This is a genomic window from Streptomyces sp. NPDC056161, from assembly GCF_042268025.1.
In the GTDB taxonomy this organism is placed as follows: Bacteria; Actinomycetota; Actinomycetes; order Streptomycetales; family Streptomycetaceae; genus Streptomyces.
The window spans coordinates 1-17,381 of the sequence record NZ_JBHJUV010000045.1 but is presented as its reverse complement, the minus strand read 5'-3'; the positions used below and the strand labels follow the sequence as shown (position 1 = coordinate 17,381).

At 71.2% G+C, this 17,381-nt stretch carries 13 protein-coding genes; all 13 read right to left on the bottom strand.

Features of this window, described 5'->3' with window-relative positions:
* Positions 1-41: 41 nt before the first annotated feature.
* On the bottom strand, positions 42-1,112 hold the full coding sequence (locus tag ACFC09_RS33125; protein WP_376534357.1) for a hypothetical protein: 1,071 nt from the start codon (positions 1,110-1,112) through the stop codon (positions 42-44).
* Between the two features lie 89 nt (positions 1,113-1,201).
* The gene (locus ACFC09_RS33120) at positions 1,202-1,801 is read right to left on the bottom strand and encodes a hypothetical protein (RefSeq protein ID WP_376534355.1); all 600 of its coding nucleotides are present in this window, start codon (positions 1,799-1,801) and stop codon (positions 1,202-1,204) included.
* A 275-nt stretch (positions 1,802-2,076) separates the two neighbouring features.
* Positions 2,077-3,363, bottom strand: a complete 1,287-nt coding sequence (locus tag ACFC09_RS33115) for a glutamate-5-semialdehyde dehydrogenase (RefSeq protein WP_376534353.1) — start codon at positions 3,361-3,363, stop codon at positions 2,077-2,079.
* A gap of 61 nt (positions 3,364-3,424) precedes the next feature.
* A complete protein-coding gene (locus ACFC09_RS33110) occupies positions 3,425-3,853 on the bottom strand; it encodes a hypothetical protein (RefSeq protein WP_376534351.1) in 429 nt (142 codons plus the stop codon).
* 146 nt (positions 3,854-3,999) lie between these two features.
* On the bottom strand, positions 4,000-5,106 hold the full coding sequence (proB, locus tag ACFC09_RS33105; protein ID WP_376534457.1) for a glutamate 5-kinase: 1,107 nt from the start codon (positions 5,104-5,106) through the stop codon (positions 4,000-4,002).
* Between the two features lie 531 nt (positions 5,107-5,637).
* Positions 5,638-6,795: a glycosyltransferase family 2 protein gene (locus ACFC09_RS33100; RefSeq protein WP_376534455.1), complete on the bottom strand. Its 1,158-nt coding sequence runs from the start codon at positions 6,793-6,795 to the stop codon at positions 5,638-5,640.
* A 641-nt stretch (positions 6,796-7,436) separates the two neighbouring features.
* On the bottom strand, positions 7,437-9,518 hold the full coding sequence (locus ACFC09_RS33095) for a hypothetical protein (RefSeq protein WP_376534453.1): 2,082 nt from the start codon (positions 9,516-9,518) through the stop codon (positions 7,437-7,439).
* Positions 9,519-9,684: 166 nt separating this feature from the next.
* Entirely contained in the window at positions 9,685-11,184 is a 1,500-nt protein-coding gene (locus ACFC09_RS33090) for an SDR family NAD(P)-dependent oxidoreductase (RefSeq protein ID WP_376534349.1), read from the bottom strand.
* 224 nt (positions 11,185-11,408) lie between these two features.
* The gene (locus ACFC09_RS33085) at positions 11,409-12,683 is read right to left on the bottom strand and encodes a hypothetical protein (protein WP_376534347.1); all 1,275 of its coding nucleotides are present in this window, start codon (positions 12,681-12,683) and stop codon (positions 11,409-11,411) included.
* 222 nt (positions 12,684-12,905) lie between these two features.
* Positions 12,906-14,456: an alkaline phosphatase D family protein gene (locus ACFC09_RS33080; protein ID WP_376534345.1), complete on the bottom strand. Its 1,551-nt coding sequence runs from the start codon at positions 14,454-14,456 to the stop codon at positions 12,906-12,908.
* 399 nt (positions 14,457-14,855) lie between these two features.
* Positions 14,856-16,295 (bottom strand): GTPase ObgE, encoded by a 1,440-nt coding sequence (gene obgE / locus ACFC09_RS33075; RefSeq protein WP_376534343.1) that lies wholly within the window; start codon positions 16,293-16,295, stop codon positions 14,856-14,858.
* 169 nt (positions 16,296-16,464) lie between these two features.
* Positions 16,465-16,719 carry a 50S ribosomal protein L27 gene (gene rpmA / locus ACFC09_RS33070; protein WP_023550764.1) on the bottom strand — a complete coding sequence of 85 codons (255 nt, stop codon included), beginning with the start codon at positions 16,717-16,719 and terminating at the stop codon, positions 16,465-16,467.
* A 13-nt stretch (positions 16,720-16,732) separates the two neighbouring features.
* Entirely contained in the window at positions 16,733-17,053 is a 321-nt protein-coding gene (gene rplU / locus ACFC09_RS33065; protein WP_376534340.1) for a 50S ribosomal protein L21, read from the bottom strand.
* Between the last annotated feature and the right edge of the window lie 328 nt (positions 17,054-17,381).

The following is a 17,381-nucleotide window of genomic DNA, read 5'->3' as shown; positions in this document are numbered from 1 at the left end:
CCCGTCACCGTCGCGGCCCGGGTTCCCCCTCGCCGTCGGGGTCATGGTGTCGGCTGTGCCCCGGTGGCCAGCGTTCCGCACAGGGCTGTCGTGCCGTCCGTCGCATAGGGGTCCGTGCCCGCCGGACCACCCGCCTTGGCGGTCTGGCCGGCCAGGAGCGGGCGGAACCGGTCGGCGGAGTCCTCGGCGCAGGAGAGCGGGCCCGCCTGGACAGAAGAGGTGATCAGCTGCACCTGGCGGGTGCGCAGGTCGCCCTGGTCGAAGCGGAAGGTCAGCTCCCGCCGGACCGTGAACAGGGAGACCCGCGCCTTGTCGCCGGAGCCGGTGGGCCTCAGCGCGTAGACGAAGGTGTGGTCGGCGTTGACCTCCAGGGTGGCCGAATCCGCTTCGATGACCTGTAGCGACCCCTGGACCCGGATCTTCTGGTCGGCCAGCTCGGCGCGGGTGGGGTCGAAGCGGACCAGCCATCCGGTGGGCGCGTGCCTGCCGTCCGCGGCGGGGTGCTCGAAGCTCTGGTCGAACTGGTCGAGTTGGCCGGGGTCGACCAGCATGCGGGCGGGCTGGATCTGGCCGGAGTCCAGCACCTCGGGGTAGAGCGAGGAGTGGACCAGGTAGTCCTTGGCCGTGGTCAGGGCGGTCAGCACCTGGCTGTCGGAGAAGTGCTCGGTACGCCGGGTGACGGGCAGCGGTATCCCCTCGGCGCCGACGCTGAACTGCGCCGCGGGGCTGTGATCGTACAGATATTCGGCGTCGGTCGCGCCGGGTACCTTGCCCTGCGGGGAGAGCGGGATGACGGTCATGCGCAGCGGGGTGGCGGGTTTCTGGGCGTCGGGTGTGCCGTAGGGGTGGCGTACGCCCATGTAGATCGCGGTGCCGAAGGCGACGGCGATCAGCATGACGAGGATCAGGGCCTGCCGGGACAGCCCGCGGCGCAGGGGCGGGCGACGGCGCACGGCGGGTGCGTGGTCGGCCATGCGCTCCTGTGCGGAGAACTCCTGGAGGCGTGCAGCGCGGACGAACGACTCGTCGAACACGACGGATCGGTATTCGTCTTCTCCACCACCGGGAGCGCCCTTGGGTGTCCCCTCAGGTGGGTCTCCTGGCCCGCCCATACTTTCAGAGTAGGTCTCAGGGGGCTCAGGTAAACGCCCTGGTACACGACAAGTTCTGACAGGTTCTCACCAGGGGTGTGCGCGGGCGCTCAGGGCGTGCGGGGCACCGCGGAGACCGCCGGCGGGGAGTACTCGGCGGCCCCTGAGGGAGCAGCCGACGTGCCCTGTTCGAGGCCGGTGGAGGCGGGTGCCGGCACCTGGTGCTCCCGGTTGCCCGAGGAGGCGCCGCGGTAGACCGCCGCGAAGGCCAGGGCGACCATGCCGACGCCCATCACCACGGCGAGCACCCAGGCGACGGGTCGGTGCCAGCGGATGTGCTTGCCGAACCCCAGGTGGCCGTAGCGGTCCTCCAGGGCGTCGAGGTCGTCCGGGTCGTCGAGGTCGCCGTCATGGCCGAAACCGTGCCCGTCGGGGCCGTATGCCTCGTCGTACCGCTCGCCTCTGGCGTGTGCGCGGCGTGCCTCCGCCTCGGATGCCTCGGCTCTGGCCTGCGCGGCGGCAAGGAGGCGCTCGACGGCGGTCGGCTCGTGCACCACTGCCGACCGTACGAAGCCCTCGTCGAACACCACGGAGGCGAACTCTTCGTCCGACACCCCGTGGTCGTGGTCGTCGTCGGGCTCCCAGCCGTCAGGGAACGGCGTGCCCCCCACGTCCTCCGGCACGAATCCAGAGTAGACCTGAGGGGTCAATTTGGGCAGACGGTATGGAAATTCATCCACGTGCTGAGACGCCCCTCGGACACCCCGGCCCACGCGGCCCGCGCGGCGCCGGTACGCGACCGCTCACGCTCCGTGAGCACATCCCCGCGAGTACGCGCTCCGGACCCGCTGTCCCGAGGCCGCCGCACCCCGGATGCCCCGGGCCGGCCGCACCCGACGCCTCGGGCCCCGCCCGCCGATGCCCCGGGCCCCGCAGGGCCGCCGGTGCGGCCCCGCCGGGGCCGGGTCAAGGCCCGGTTCCGCGGTCAGCGGCGTACGTGGCCGTCGCCGGTCACGATGTACTTGGTGCTGGTCAGCTCCGGCAGGCCCATCGGGCCGCGGGCGTGCAGCTTCTGCGTGGAGATGCCGATCTCCGCGCCGAAGCCGAACTGGCCGCCGTCGGTGAAGCGGGTGGAGGCGTTCACGGTGACGGTGGTGGAGTCGACCAGTTGGGTGAAGCGGCGGGCGGCCTGCTGCGAGGTGGTGACGATCGCCTCGGTGTGGCCGGAGCTCCACAGCCGGATGTGCCCGACGGCCTGGTCCAGCGAGTCCACGATCCCGACGGCGATGTCATGGGAGAGGTACTCGGTCTCCCAGTCCTCCGGGGTGGCCTCGACGACGGTCGCCTTGGAGTCCTTGGCACAGGCCAGGGTGCGCTCGTCGGCGTGGACGGTGACCCCGGCCTCGGCGAGGGCGTCCAGGGCACGCGGCAGGAACGCGGCGGCGATGTCCTGGTGGACGAGCAGGGTCTCGGCGGCGTTGCAGACGCTGACCCGCTGGGCCTTGGAGTTGATCAGGATCTCGACGGCCATGTCGAGGTCGGCCTCGGCATCGACGTAGACGTGGCAGTTTCCGGTGCCGGTCTCGATGACGGGCACCGTGGACTCGGAGACGACCGTCCGGATGAGGGAGGCGCCGCCGCGCGGGATGAGGACGTCGACCAGGCCGCGGGCGCGCATCAGCTCGCGGACGCTCTCACGGCTCTCCCCGGGCACCAGCTGCACGGCGTCGGCGGGCAGTCCGGCCCCGCCGACGGCGTCCCTGAGCACCCGGACGAGGGCGGTGTTCGACTCGTAGGCGGAGGCCGAGCCGCGCAGCAGGACCGCGTTGCCGGACTTCAGGCAGAGGGCGGCGGCGTCGACGGTGACGTTCGGGCGGGCCTCGTAGATGATGCCGACCACGCCGAGCGGGACGCGGACCTGGCGCAGATCGATGCCGTTGGGGAGGGTGGAGCCGCGCACGACCTCGCCGACCGGGTCGGGCAGTGCGACGACGTCCCGGACGTCGGCGGCGATGGCGCGCACCCGCTCGGGGGTGAGGGTCAGCCGGTCGATGATCGCCTCGCTGGTGCCGGCCTCGCGGGCCTTGGCCACGTCCTTGGCGTTGGCCTCGACGATCTCGCTGGTCCGTACCTCCAGGGCGTCGGCGATGGCGAGCAGCGCGTCGTCCTTCACGGCGCGCGGCAGCGGCGCGAGGTCGGCGGCGGCGGCCTGGGCCCGGTAGGCGGCCTGGACGACCGGGGACATGGCGTCGTACGGCGAGAGCGTGGTCATGAAGGAAGGGTAGTGCGCGGTCCGGGCCCGGACCCTGCTCGTTCCACACCGCGAGACGGGGTCAAAAGGGATGAACCCCTACGGGGGTGGCGGGTGCCGGGCCGTAGCCCTCCGAGATGCGCTGGTGGTAGGTCTCGCGGTCGATGACCTCCAGGCCGACGATCTCCCACGGGGGCAGCCCCGCGGTCTGGCGGTGCTCGCCCCACAGGCGCAGCGCCACGGCCGCCGCGTCGTGCAGGTCGCGGGCTTCCTCCCAGTAGCGGATCTCGGCGTGATCGGGCGCGTATCTGCTGGTCAGCAGGAAGGGGTGGTCATGGGCGAGTTGTTCGAGGCCGCGGCGCAGCTCCTTCAGGGGCACCTCGTCGCCGCAGACGCTGAGGGTGACGTGCCACAGGCGCGGCAGGTCCTTCGGCTCCTCGTAGGACTCCCCCGCCGCGACACTCGTCAGAGCACCACGGGACGCCGCGGCCCCAGGGCGCACTCGACTCACGACGGCCTCCTTCACCCAGCGCTCGTACGGATCGCGCGGACCGCGCCTTGCAGGCGGGTCCCTGAGACAAAGTTGAGCAGGCCGATCGGCTTTGCGTGGCGGTTTTACGGAACGTCCCCCACCGGGGGCGGTCGGATCGCCGCCGTTTACGGTCGCAGGATCACCAGATCGTCCCTGTGTACGACCTCGCGTTCGTACGCCCGGCCCAGTTCGCGCGCCAGCTCCCGGGTCGAACGTCCGAGCAACTGGGGGATCTCCTTGGCGTCGAAATTGACGAGTCCGCGGGCCACCGCGTGACCCTGCCCGTCGCGCAGTTCCACGGGATCGCCCGCGCTGAACTCGCCCTCGACGGCGGCGATCCCGGCGGGCAGCAGCGAGGTGCGGCGCTGTACGACCGCCTGCACCGCACCGTCGTCCAGGGTCAGGGAGCCCTGCGGGGTGGAGGCGTGCTGGAGCCACAGCAGCCGGTCGGCGGAGCGCTTGCCGGTGGGGTGGAAGTAGGTGCCGGTGTCGCCGCCGGCCAGCGCGACGGCGGCGTGGATCGCGCTGGTGAGCACCACGGGGATGCCGGCGGCGGCGGCGATCCGGGCGGCCTCGACCTTGGTGACCATGCCGCCGGTGCCGACGCCGGCCCGGCCAGCGCTGCCGATCTCGACTCCTTCGAGGTCGGCGGGCCCGCGTACCTCCGCCACCCGGGAGGTCCCGGGCCGTGCGGGGTCGCCGTCGTACACGCCGTCCACGTCGGAGAGCAGGACCAGGAGGTCGGCGTGGACGAGGTGGGCCACGAGGGCGGCGAGGCGGTCGTTGTCGCCGAACCGGATCTCGGCGGTGGCGACGGTGTCGTTCTCGTTCACGACGGGGAGGGCGCCCATCGCGAGGAGCTTGTCGAGGGTGCGGGAGGCGTTGCGGTGGTGGACGCGGCGGCTCATGTCGTCGGAGGTGAGCAGGACCTGGCCGACCCGGACGCCGTAGCGGGCGAAGGAGGCGGTGTAGCGGGCGACGAGCAGGCCCTGGCCGACGCTGGCCGCCGCCTGCTGCCGGGCGAGGTCGGTGGGGCGGCGACGCAGGCCCAGCGGCGCGAGGCCCGCGGCGATGGCGCCGGAGGAGACCAGGACGACCTCGCGCTCTCCGCCGCTGCGGCTGCGGGCGAGGACGTCGACGAGTGCGTCGACGCGGTCGGCGTCCAGGCCGCCCTCGGCGGTGGTCAGCGAGGAGGAGCCCACCTTGACGACGATCCTGCGGGCCTCGCCCACGGCCTGCCTTGCCCTTGCCACCTTGCCCTCTGTCCCCTCGCTCAGGTCCGGCTGCCCTGACCGGCAATCTACGCGAGGCGGATCCCGGGCCGCGCACCGGTCCACTCCCCGGACAGACGCAGGGTGATCATGCGAACACGCTTCGCACGGGGCGAAAAGGGGCGCACCGGGCGGGCTGGCCGGCCCCGTCAACCGACGTCCGACCGACCCCGCCGCCCACCGCCCGCCGCCCGCCGCCCGCCGCCCGGCATCCGGCATCCGACCGTCCCGGTCACCTGGCGTCGGCCGATGCCGGTCATCCGACATCCAGCACTCGGTCACCTGACCTCGGCCGACCCCGGTCACCCGGCATCCAGCATTCCGCCACCTGACCTCGGCCGACCCGGTCACCTGGCGCCCGGCCACCGACACCCGCCGACCCGAAGCCCGGTCGGTCGGCCGACCGACCCGCCGACCGGCGCTTTCCGAGGTCCGCCCACCGCCTCCCCCGGCCGGCCGGCGCTTCCCGCGAGCCCGGCCGGTCTACCGGTCTCAGGCCGTCGTGCCGAAGCCGCTCGGCGGCAAGGTGCGGCGGATCTTGCGGACGGCGCGCCGGAGGGGGGAGTTCGCGGCGGCCTCGCGATAGCCCAGGAAGGCGCGGGCCTCGCGGGGCTCGGCGAGGTAGAGGGTGTCGGGGAGGCGGGCCGCGCGGGAGCGGAAGTGCGGGTAGACGAGGTAGACGCGGGTGCCCCGTCTCTCCAGGATGGCTGCGGCCTGCCGCTTCGCCCGGACGAACTCCACGACGTCCGCCAGGAGGTCCGAGCGCCCCATGGCCACCAGGTGCAGCCGCAGCCGCTCGTGGACCTTGAGCCGACGGGCCACCTCGGGGGTCCAGTAGGCGTCCGTCAGCGGCTTGGCCAGTTCGAGCTTGTGCCGCCTGACCTCCTCGCTGTCCTTCAGGTACTTGGGGCCGAACTGCGGCAGCAGGGTCACCAGGAAGGGCCGGATCATCAGGGTGTCGCGCCGGGTGCCCGCCGGGACCATCTCGGCGATCAGGTTCATCAGGGCACGCGCCGAGTCGAAGCGGAGCGTGTAGCCGCCGGTCTTGGTGACGTGCTTGCCGTCCTCGCGGCCCACCAGGTAATAGCAGGTGTAGTCGGCGAGCACGGAGACGCCGTCGGCCCGCAGGTACGCCTCCATCGTGAACAGCGCGTCCTCACCGGTCCACAGGGACTCGTCGAAGCGCATCCCGTGCCGGTCGAGGAGCGCGCGGCGGAACAGCTTCTGCGCGCTGAGCGTGAACTTGATGTTGGAGGAGTAGACGTCGGTACGGCCGAGCGTCTTGCCCCACATCGACTTGGGCGGGGTGCGGTTGATGCCCTCGACGCGGCCGAGGACCACGTCGGTGCCGTTCTCGTCGGCCATGGCGACCATGCGCTCCAGGGCCTCGGGGCCGAGCCGGTCGTCGGCGTCGAGGAAGAACACATAGCGGCCGGCCGCCTTGCCGAGGCCGACGTTGCGCGGGCCGCTGGGGCCGCCGGAGTTCTCCTGCCGGATGACCGTGACCGGGATGGCGGTACGGGCGGCGAACTCCTCCAGATACTCCCCCGTGCCGTCGGTGGAGCCGTCATCGACCGCGATGACCTCGATACGTCCCGGGTCGATGGTCTGCGCCTCGACGGACGCCAGACATTCGACGAGGTACGGCATCGCTTCGTACGCCCCGATGACCACGCTCACATCAGGCTGCGTCACGACGGTCACGTTTCCCCCTCATCCATGGAAAATTCCCCCCGTATCTCCTTAATCGCAACTTGCTAGACGGGTATCCGGCCTTGTCGGTTGCCTGGCAGCCCACATTCCGTGGCGGACGTCACACAGCGAAGGGACAGGCAAGGGCGCCGACGGGCGACATCGGACAGTATGCGCGGCCAGGAGTAATTGTTCGGCGATGCCGGGAATGGGGGCGGGAATGGACGGCGGGAATGGGCGGCGGGAAACCTGAAAGCCGCTTGAATGGCGCGGGAATGGGCGGCTCGACACGAGCCCCTCGATCGGGACGGCCGGGCGGTGGACGCCTTCCGCGCCGGTAGGGCGGTCAGTCCGTGGCCGGTGCCTCGTACACCGCGGTCGTCGGCGTCGGGGACATCACGTCGGACGGCAGGCCGGCCTGGTGGCGCGGGACACCGCGGGGAACCTGTGGCGGCAGAACGGCGACGGCCGGGGCTCGTTCGGTGCGCCCACGAAGATCGCGACGGGCTGGAAGGGCTGCAAGGCCCTGCTCTGAACCGGTTCGGGACGGGGGCGCACCGTCTCGGTGCGCCCCCGGGGAGTGGGAGTTTCGCCTCAGGTCAGCCGGCGGTCACACCGTCCGCCTCGCCGGCCGACGACAGCCGCTGACCGGGCACCAGATCGGCCAGCTCGCCCGCGTCCGTGCCGCCGGCCGCGGACCGGGTCTCCTGGCCGAGGTTGCGTCGCTCCGCCTTCCGGGCCAGTTCGGCCACCGCGGTGTTGAACTGGTCGATGGACTTCGGCTCGTCCGGACCGAGCAGGTACCGCTTCAGCTCGGCGCGGTCCGCGGTCAGCGGGTCGGCCGCGGGATCGCGCACGGCGGCCAGCAGACCGCCCAGCTCCTGGGCGCCGTTGGACAGGATCACCGCGGCGCGCACAGCCGTGTTCTGCCGCTTGAACTCCTCGGCGCCGAGACCGGCGGAGTCCGTGACCGCGTACGGCTTGCCGCTCGCGATGAAGTCGGAGACCACGCTGGAGATGTCGGAGACCATCGCGTCGGAGACGTTGAAGCAGTCGTACAGGTGCGGCTCGGCGCCCGTGATGACGCGGTGCTCGTGCGCGGGGAACGAACGCCAGTAGGCGGTGTTCCACTCGGCCCGCAGCCCCGCGATCTCCTGGTGCACCGTCACGTCGACCACGCCGTCCCGGGACTGCTCGGCTTCGTCGCCCTTGTCGCCGCCGCTGCCGGACAGTTCGGCGAGCCGGGCCTCGATACGGGTCAGTTCGGCCCCGGCCTGCGCCTGCGCGGCCGGGTCCGCGGCGAACCCGGAGTCCGCGGCGCGCTCCGCGGCGGCCTGCTCGACCAGGGCGGTGATCCGCTCGTGGGCGGCCTTGGCCTGCGCGCTGCGGGTGCCGGTGAAGGGGTGCGGCTTGTAGAGGACGCGGACGGGCGGGTCGGCCTGCACCAGCCGGCGCACGATGTTCTCGCCGGCGAGCAGGATCGAGGTGTTGCCCGGGTGGTCGTCCCAGCCCTCCCAGGTGGGCGCGTACAGCACGGTCGGCATCCGGTCCTCGGGCGCGTCCTGCCGGGTCCGGATGGGTGCCAGCTGCGGGCGGCCGACCTCGGCGATGTCGTCGTCGCGGACCCCGACGTCGGCGATGGCGTACCGGTCGCGGCCCGCGCGGCCCGCGGTCCACACCTCGTCGTACACCTTGCTGAACGGGTTGACGCTGGCGATCTTGTCGCTGTCGCCGTGGCCGATGAAGACGTGCTTCATGGTCGGTACGCGCAGCAGGTGGATGTTCTTGCCGACGTTCGCGGCGTACAGCGCGACGCGCACCGTGGACAGGTCGAGGTTCATCAGGTGGACGCCGCCGGGCACGCAGACGACGGGGACCGTGGTCGGGGCGAGGTTCTGCAGGATGACCCGCTCGCGCAGCAGGACCAGCGGCCGGGAGTCCAGTTGCTCCATGGTCTCCAGCCACATGTTCACCTGGTACGCGGAGTCCTTGGAGCCGGAGAAGTAGAGGACGGTCTGCGGCTTGTAGCCGGCCAGCCAGTCGTCGACGGCGGCGAGCACCTTGTCGGCGTTCGGCGGGATCCTGCCGCCGCGCACGTAGGGCATGAGCGCGAGGACGTAGAGCAGGGCGAGGAGGACCGTGATGCCGATGCCCGCGTAGCCGTACCAGGACGTTTCCAGCGCGGCGGCGACCAGGATGCCGGCGACCGCGAAGAGGTCGAGGTGGAGCATCTTCTCGGCGGAGCGGTCGAGCAGGCCCTGCGGCGGGGCGTCCGGGATGCGGATGCGCGACTTCAGGTCGACGTTGCGGGTGGCGACCGGCAGCCGGCGGCGGTTGCGGATCAGGGTGACCAGCGCGCCGTGCGGGGCCTGGAGGGCGAAGAAGGCGATGAAGCAGGCGATGGCGCCGTAGTAGATCAGGTTGTCCGCGAGGGACAGCCGGGCCAGCAGCAGGACCAGGAGGAGCTGCCGGATCAGGAAGCGGATCGACAGTCCGGCGCGGACCTTGCTGAGACGGCTGATCAGATAGCTGCCCCTGCGGTGCAGGTAGTGGTCCGCGAGGTAGGTCACCGCGGCCGCGGCCGCGAAGGCGTACACGTTCGGGACGAGCGCGGCCACCATGAGACAGGGGAAGCCCAGCAGCATGAGGACCGCCGCGGCCAGCTCGGCCGCGCTGCCCACCCGGGCGACGCGTATGGCGGTGGATATCACAGAGTACCTTTTACTGACAAAACGGCCGGAATGAGACCTTACGGGCGATCTGCGGTCTTATACATTCAGGCCCCTGCATATGCCCGCGATTCCGGGGCCACAGAGACCTGAATTACAGTTGGCTATTTGCTGTCGTTTATGCCACCCCGTCCTGGCGGTCCAGGACGCCGGCCAGTGCCTGCTCGAAGCCGGAGGCCCGGCTCGCGCCCGCCGTCGGATCCTGCTGGCGGACGTCGATGACGTGGCCGGTCAGTTCGGACAGCAGCACGTCGAGGGAGGTGCCGGCCACGGCCTCGGAGGAGAGCAGGGAGCCCGCGGGCTCCTGGCCGAAGGCCCGGGTGCGCATCGGGGTGGCGGTGCGCTCCGGGTTGATGCAGTTGACCCGGATCCCGTCGCCGGCCCACTCGTCGGACAGCGCCTGGGTGAGGTTGACCATGGCGGCCTTGGTCGAGGAGTAGAGGCTGTACTCCGCCCGGCCTCGGGTGTAGCTGCTGGAGGTGTACAGCAGCAGCTGGCCCTTGGTCTCGGCCAGGTACTTGTAGGCGGAGCGGGCGATCTGCACCGGGGCCAGGTAGTTGACCCGCAGCGCCTCCTCGATGGTGGCGTTGTCGGTCTCGGCGAGCTTGCCGATGCGCAGCACGCCCGCGGTGTTGACGACGTAGTCGATCCGGCCGGTCTCCGCGTACGCCTTGGACAGCGCGTCGTCGACGTCCTCCGGGTTCTCCACGTGCGTACCGGTGGTGGACCGGCCCAGGGCGTAGACGTGCGCGCCGTAGGACCGGGCGAGTTCGGCGATGTCCTTGCCGATGCCGTACGAGCCGCCGAAGATCACGGCGGTCCGGCCGGTGAGCAGGTCGCGGTACGCGTCCGCGCCCTTCTGTTCGGGGGCGGCGGTGGAGCCGAGCTGGAAGAGCTTGTCGGCGATGAACACGTCGACCGGCTGGGTCACCTTCATGTTGTACTCGTCACCGGCCACGACGTGGATCGGCACGTCGGGCAGGTACTTGAGCACCACCGAGCAGTCGTCGGTGGCCTGGAAGTTGGGGTCCCCGGCGGCGACCTCGTAGGCCCGGCGGATCGTGGACAGCTTGAAGGCTTGCGGGGTCTGGCCGCGGCGCAGCCGGGAGCGGTCCGGGATCTCGGTGATGAACTCGCCGTCCTCGCCGTGGGTGCGCGTGACGATGATGGTGTCCGCGGACGGGATGGCCACGTCCACGGCCTGGTAGCGCTCCAGCGCGGTCACGCAGTCGTCGATGACGCGCTGCGACAGCAGGGGGCGTACCGCGTCGTGGAAGAGAACATTGAGGTCCTCGCCCTCGGCCAGGCCGGCCCCGAGGGCGGCGATGGCCCGCTCGGTGGTCTCGTTGCGGGAGGAGCCGCCCTCGATGATCGCCTTGATCTTCCGGAACCCCGCCTTGGCGACGATCTTCTCCACGTCCGCCACATAGCCCGGCGCCATCAGCACGATGACGTCGTCGACCGAGTCCGCCTGCTCGAAGGTGGTCAGGGTGTGCTCGATGACCGCCTTGCCGGCGATCTTCAGCAACTGCTTCGGGATCGACAGACCCACCCGCTGGCCGGTGCCGCCGGCCAGGATCACTGCGGTCGTACGGGGCTTGGCTATGTGCTGGGACACAGGTGACCTACCTTGTGGCGTATCGGAACCCGGAAATGGTCCCACTTCGGGTAACCGAAGTGCAAGGTGAACGTCCTTCGTTGCATATGTGCGCGCTACCTGCCATTCACCTTCTGATACCAGCGGTGGGCGACCCGCCGAGTAAGAACGAGTAAGAAACCCGCGGAATTCATGTGAGTAACTCCACAGAGTTATGCATTTGGTAAAGGTGACACACCGTCGGCTCAGCGTCGGCGCAGCCGCCGCAGACAGCGGTGCCCGAGCACCCGGACGAGCTCCTTCGACGTGGTCTGATGCACAGTACGCGCCTTGGCCTGCGCTCCGTGCCGCACCGGCGCCGCGGCGGCCGCGGCGAGCGCCCCGTACAGCGCCCGCGCCGCGACCTCGGACGCTATCCACGCGTCCCGCCGGCCATCGCCGGACGGCGTCGGCACGGCGGACAGCAGCGCCGGATCGCCGAGGACGCGCACGCCGGACGCGACGATCCGCTCCACCATCTCGGCGCCGACCCCGGCGGCCGCCTCGACCGCCCACCGGGGCGTGACGATCTTCACGTCATCCGGCCCGGGGCTGCACGAGTTCTTCATATGCATGACCGCGCCGTTACGGACAAGTCGCGAATAAATTTCATCGGGCAGACCATTACCACGGAATTCCACGTTGAGGCTCCGCAGCATTTCGGTCTCGGCGTAGGTGAGGGAACGATTCGCCGTGTCCGGAACGGGCCGGAGGAGATTCTGCGGCAGCCCGAGCAGCGCCTCGAAGGTGCGCATCAGCCCGTCCCGGTCACCGTCGTCGACCACGACGACGGTCATCCGCTCCGGGCCGACCACCCGGGCCCAGCGCTCGACCAGCCGGTCGTGCCGGTGGCGACGCCAGAAACTCGGATTGGGCTTCTCGTACGGCGGTTTGCGGAGCATGTGCTCCAGCCAGTCCGGGTAGCCCATGCGCAGGCCGTTCTGTACGTACTGCTGCCACTGCGAGGGCATGATCCTGACCAGCGGGCGCAAGGTGACCAGGACGTGCACCCGGTCGCCGCCGAGTTGCTCCACGATCCGTCCGATGGCCGCCTCGTCCACGGCGTCGGCGAAGAACTCGCTGCTCACCACCGAGGTGCGCGGGCCGGCCGCCCGCACCTGGCCGACCAGCCGGGTCCAGTGCCGCTCGGTGGGCACGGTGTCGCCCATCATCCCAGGCCGGGCGCAGGCGGCCAGGGCGGCTTCCATGGGGTGCCGGGTGTGCGCCGGGAACACGACGCCGTGGTCCGGCAGTGTCTCCTTCGCGGCGAACAACGCGCCCTGGATGGCGGTGGTCCCGGTTTTGTGCGGGCCTATGTGCAGCAGGCGGGTGCCGGCCGGCAGCGGGGCGGGGGCGCGGTCGGGGCGCGGTCCGGCGCGGTCGGCGCGGTCCGGGCGCGGTGCGTCGCGGTCCGGGCGCGGTGCGTCGCGGTCGGTGGTCCCGTTCACCGGGAAGTCGTCTCTCGTACAGGCCGTCTCCATGGTCAAGGGAGAGTAAGAGCCTTACCTGAGACTTACCTGAGAACGCGCTGGGACTGCGGTGAGTCCCAGGGCGCTGCCGTGAACCGTCGGACCGTACACACACCCGGCCTATCGGCCCATACGCACACCCGGCCCGTCGGACCGTACACACACCGGGTCCGTCGGACCGCACGCACACCGAGTCCGTCGGACCGTGCGTACGCGGCTGGCCCCCTCCGGCCGTCAGACCGTACGCACGCCCGGTTCGTCCGCCTCCACCCGCAGCGTGGCCAGCGTGCTCGGGTTCGCCCGCGGGGCCAGCACGGTGTCCACGACCCGTACCCGCGCGTCGATGCCGTCGCGGCCGATGTCGAAGAGGTGGTAGCCGCGGTGCGCGTCGATCACCTTCCAGTGCGGGTTGTCCGCCTTCAGCGGGTCCCACTGGGCGTGGAAGGCGGCCTGGTCCTGGTCGCCGTTGCTGGAGACGGAGGTGCCGACGAACTCGGCGCCGACGACGGCCGAGTCCGGGTCGGCGAAGTCCTCCTTCAGATCGCTGATCATCGTCAGGTGCCGGTCGCCGCTGAGCACCACCGGGTTGCGGACCGACCTGAACTCCTTGAGCAGGGCGTTTCGTTCGGCCTGGTAGCCGTCCCAGGCGTCGTAGTACCAGAGCTTGCCGTCGCCGGGCAGCAGATCCGTCTCGGCCATCATGATCTGCGACGCGATCAGGTTCCAGCGGGCCGGGGAGCTGTGCAGCCCGTCGAGCAGCCACCGCTTCTGGGCGGCGCCGAGCATCGTCGCCGACGGGTCCTGGGCGCCGGCCTGGGTGGTGGCCTGGTCGGTGCGGAACTGCCGGGTGTCCAGGACGTTGAACCGGGCCAGCCGGCCGAAGTCCAGCCGACGGTACATCTGGATGTGCGGGCCGTTCGGGATCGCGGTCGCGCGGACCGGCATGTGCTCGTAGTACGCCTGGTAGGCCGCGGTCAGCCGGGCCGTGAAGGCGTCGTGCGCCTGCTTGTCCGGGTCCTGCGGCACCTCCCCCGCGAAGTCGTTGTCGACCTCGTGGTCGTCGAAGGTGACCACCCAGGGGGCGTTCGCGTGCATCGCGGCCAGATCCGGGTCCGAGCGGTACTGGGCGTACCGGTTGCGGTACTGCTCCAGGGTGTACGGCTCGCCCTGGCCCTCGTGCCGGCGCGCCGCCGTCGCGGACGGCGCCGACTCGTAGATGTAGTCGCCGACGAACAGCACGACGTCGGGATCCTGGGCGAGCATGTCGGCGTACGGGGTGAAGTAGCCGTTCTGCCAGTTCTGGCAGGAGGCCAGCGCCACGCGGAGCGAACCTCCCGCGCGGTGCGGGTCGGGCGCGGTGCGGGTGCGCCCGGTGGGCGAGAGTTGGCCGCCGGTGCGGAAGCGGTACCAGTACGCGCGGTCCGGGCGCAGGCCCCGCACGTCCACGTGGACGCTGTGCCCGTACGCGGGGCGGGCCAGGGCGACGCCCCGGCGCACGGTCCGCCGGAACCGCTCGTCCTCGGCGATCTCCCACTCGACCGGGACGGTGGCGTCGGGCATGCCGCCGCCGTTCAGCGGGTCCGGGGCGAGTCGGGTCCACAGCACGATGCCGTCCGGCAGGGGGTCGCCGGAGGAGACGCCGAGGCCGAACACCCCGTCGGGCAGCGGGGTGCCGACCGCGCCTGCCTGGGTGGGCAGCCACAGTTGGGCGGAGGCCGCGGCGCCGAGCACGGCGGCACCGGCGGTCAGGAAGCGGCGGCGGTCGGGCGGAACTGCTCCGGTCATGTGCTGACTCCCTTGCCACAGTGACCTCTTGGGCACGGACCTTCGGAAGCTCCCACGGCCGGACGGACCGCGCCCTGAACAGAGGTGTGCACGCACATGACGAACAGGCAGACAACAAGGGACCCGCCGCGGCTCCGGGGGAGACACACGGGCCCGTCCCCACGAGCCGCAACGGGTCCGACGGCCGATACGACGTCCTACACGACCGTTCCCGGCAAGCGACACAGCCCGCCAGCCCGCCGGCCGGCCGGCCGCTGGGAACGCCCCGACCGGGCGGTCCGGACTCCCCACCGCACACGAACGGACCCGGGCCCTCACCGCACATGAACGGTCCCGGACCACCGCCGCACGCGAACGGACCCGGGAAGCCGCCTCACTCGAACGACCCGGGAAGCCGCCTCACTCGAACGGATCGAACTCGTCGAACTCCCGGGTGACCTCGTCGCGTTCGACCTGCCGTTCACGCCGCCGGTGGACGGCGGGCCGCTGCTCCTCGAACCGGTGGTCCTCACCGCGCCGCCCGAGCATCTCCGCGCCCGCCGACACCGACGGCTCCCAGTCGAAGACGACCGCGTTCTCCTCGGGGCCGATGGCGACGCCGTCCCCGGCGCGGGCGCCCGCCTTCATCAACTCGTCTTCCACACCGAGCCGGTTGAGCCGGTCGGCGAGATAGCCGACGGCCTCGTCGTTGGTGAAGTCGGTCTGCCGGACCCAGCGTTCCGGCTTCTCGCCGCGCACCCGGAACAGTCCGTCGTCCTCAAGCGTCACCGAGAAGCCCGCGTCGTCGACGGCCTGCGGCCGGATGACGATCCGCGTCGCCTCCTCCTTCGGCTTCGCGGCCCGCGCCGCGCCGACCAACTCGCCCAGCGCGTACGACAGTTCCTTCAGACCGATGTGCGCCACCGCCGACACCTCGTAGACCCGGTAGCCGCGCGCCTCCAGGTCGGGTCGCACCAGTTCGGCCAGCTCCTTGCCGTCCGGCACGTCGACCTTGTTGAGGACGACGATCCGGGGACGGTCGCCGAGTCCGCCGTACTGCTGCAACTCCTCCTCGATGACGTCGAGGTCGGAGACCGGGTCGCGGTCGGACTCCAGGGTGGCAGTGTCCAGCACGTGCACCAGCACGCTGCACCGCTCCACGTGCCGCAGGAACTCCAGGCCGAGCCCCTTGCCCTGGCTGGCACCGGGGATCAGCCCCGGCACGTCCGCGACGGTGTAGACGGTCGCGCCCGCGGTCACCACACCCAGGTTCGGTACGAGGGTGGTGAAGGGGTAGTCGGCGATCTTCGGCTTGGCCGCGCTCAGCACCGAGATCAGCGACGACTTGCCCGCACTCGGGTAGCCGACGAGGGCCACGTCGGCGACCGTCTTCAGCTCCAGCACGATGTCCTGGAGGTCGCCCGGCTCACCGAGCAGCGCGAAACCGGGCGCCTTGCGCCGGGCCGAGGCCAGCGCCGCGTTGCCGAGCCCGCCCCGGCCGCCCTGCGCGGCGATGTACGACGTGCCGTGCCCGACCAGGTCGGCGAGCACGTTGCCCGCCTTGTCCAGCACGACGGTGCCGTCCGGCACCGGCAGCACCAGGTCCAGGCCGTCCTTGCCGGAGCGGTTGCCGCCCTCGCCGGGCTTGCCGTTGGTGGCCTTGCGGTGCGGGGAGTGGTGGTAGTCGAGCAGCGTGGTGACGGACTGGTCGACGGTCAGGGTCACGTCTCCGCCGCGCCCTCCGTTGCCGCCGTCCGGGCCGCCCAGCGGCTTGAACTTCTCGCGGTGGACGGAGGCACAGCCGTGACCTCCGTTACCCGCGGCGACATGCAGCTCGACGCGGTCCACGAAGGTGGTCATGGTGGGTGCCTCCTGGTAATACCCCGGCCGCGGCAGGGGACGTACGGATGAATTGCTGGGTGACACGTGAAACACGCGAAAGGCGGACCCGCCTTCCCGCCCGGGAAGTGAGGTCCGCCTCGCGAAACGTACGGTCGGAAGCCTGGGTCAGGCGACTCTGAAGCCTGGGTCAGGCGACCGGGACGATGTTCACGACCTTGCGGCCACGGTGGGTACCGAACTCCACCGCACCGGCCTGCAGCGCGAACAGCGTGTCGTCGCCGCCGCGGCCGACACCGGCGCCCGGGTGGAAGTGGGTACCGCGCTGGCGGACCAGGATCTCACCCGCGTTGACGACCTGACCGCCGAAGCGCTTCACGCCGAGCCGCTGGGCGTTGGAGTCGCGACCGTTCCGGGTGGACGATGCGCCCTTCTTGTGTGCCATGTCTCCTCAGTCCTTACTTCGCAGCCGCGGGGATCGCGGTGACCTTGATCGCCGTGTACTGCTGGCGGTGGCCCTGGCGACGACGGTAGCCGGTCTTGTTCTTGTAGCGCAGAATGTCGATCTTCTGGCCCTTGTGGTGGTCCACGACCTCGGCCTGGACCTTGATGCCGGCCAGCACCCACGGGTCGCTGGTCACAGCGTCGCCGTCGACAACGAGCAGGGTCGAGAGCTCGACCGTGTCGCCAACCTTGGCGGTGGAAATCTTGTCAACCTCGACGACGTCGCCGACAGCAACCTTGTGCTGGCGACCGCCGCTGCGCACGATGGCGTACACGCGGATCTCTCTTTCGCTCGGAGACGGCACCCTCGCAGGCCAGCCGCCCAGGAACACCATGGACGACCTCTCCCGGCCAACCCTGTGCCCGGGAGGAAGAGGTTTACGAGGATGTGGCGTGCCTCTGTGAACGGACACGCCGACGGTCAAGGTTACGGGGAGCTGACCGAGGGGGTCAAACCGGGCCCGGTCCGGGCCCTGACCCGGCCCGGGTACGCCCCCGGTCCGCCCCCGATACGAGTGAGCCGCGGGGGGGGGGCGGGGGCGGGCGCGGGGCCCCGGGGCCGGGGGGCGGCCCCCGCCGGGGGGGGCGCCCCCCCCGGCGGCG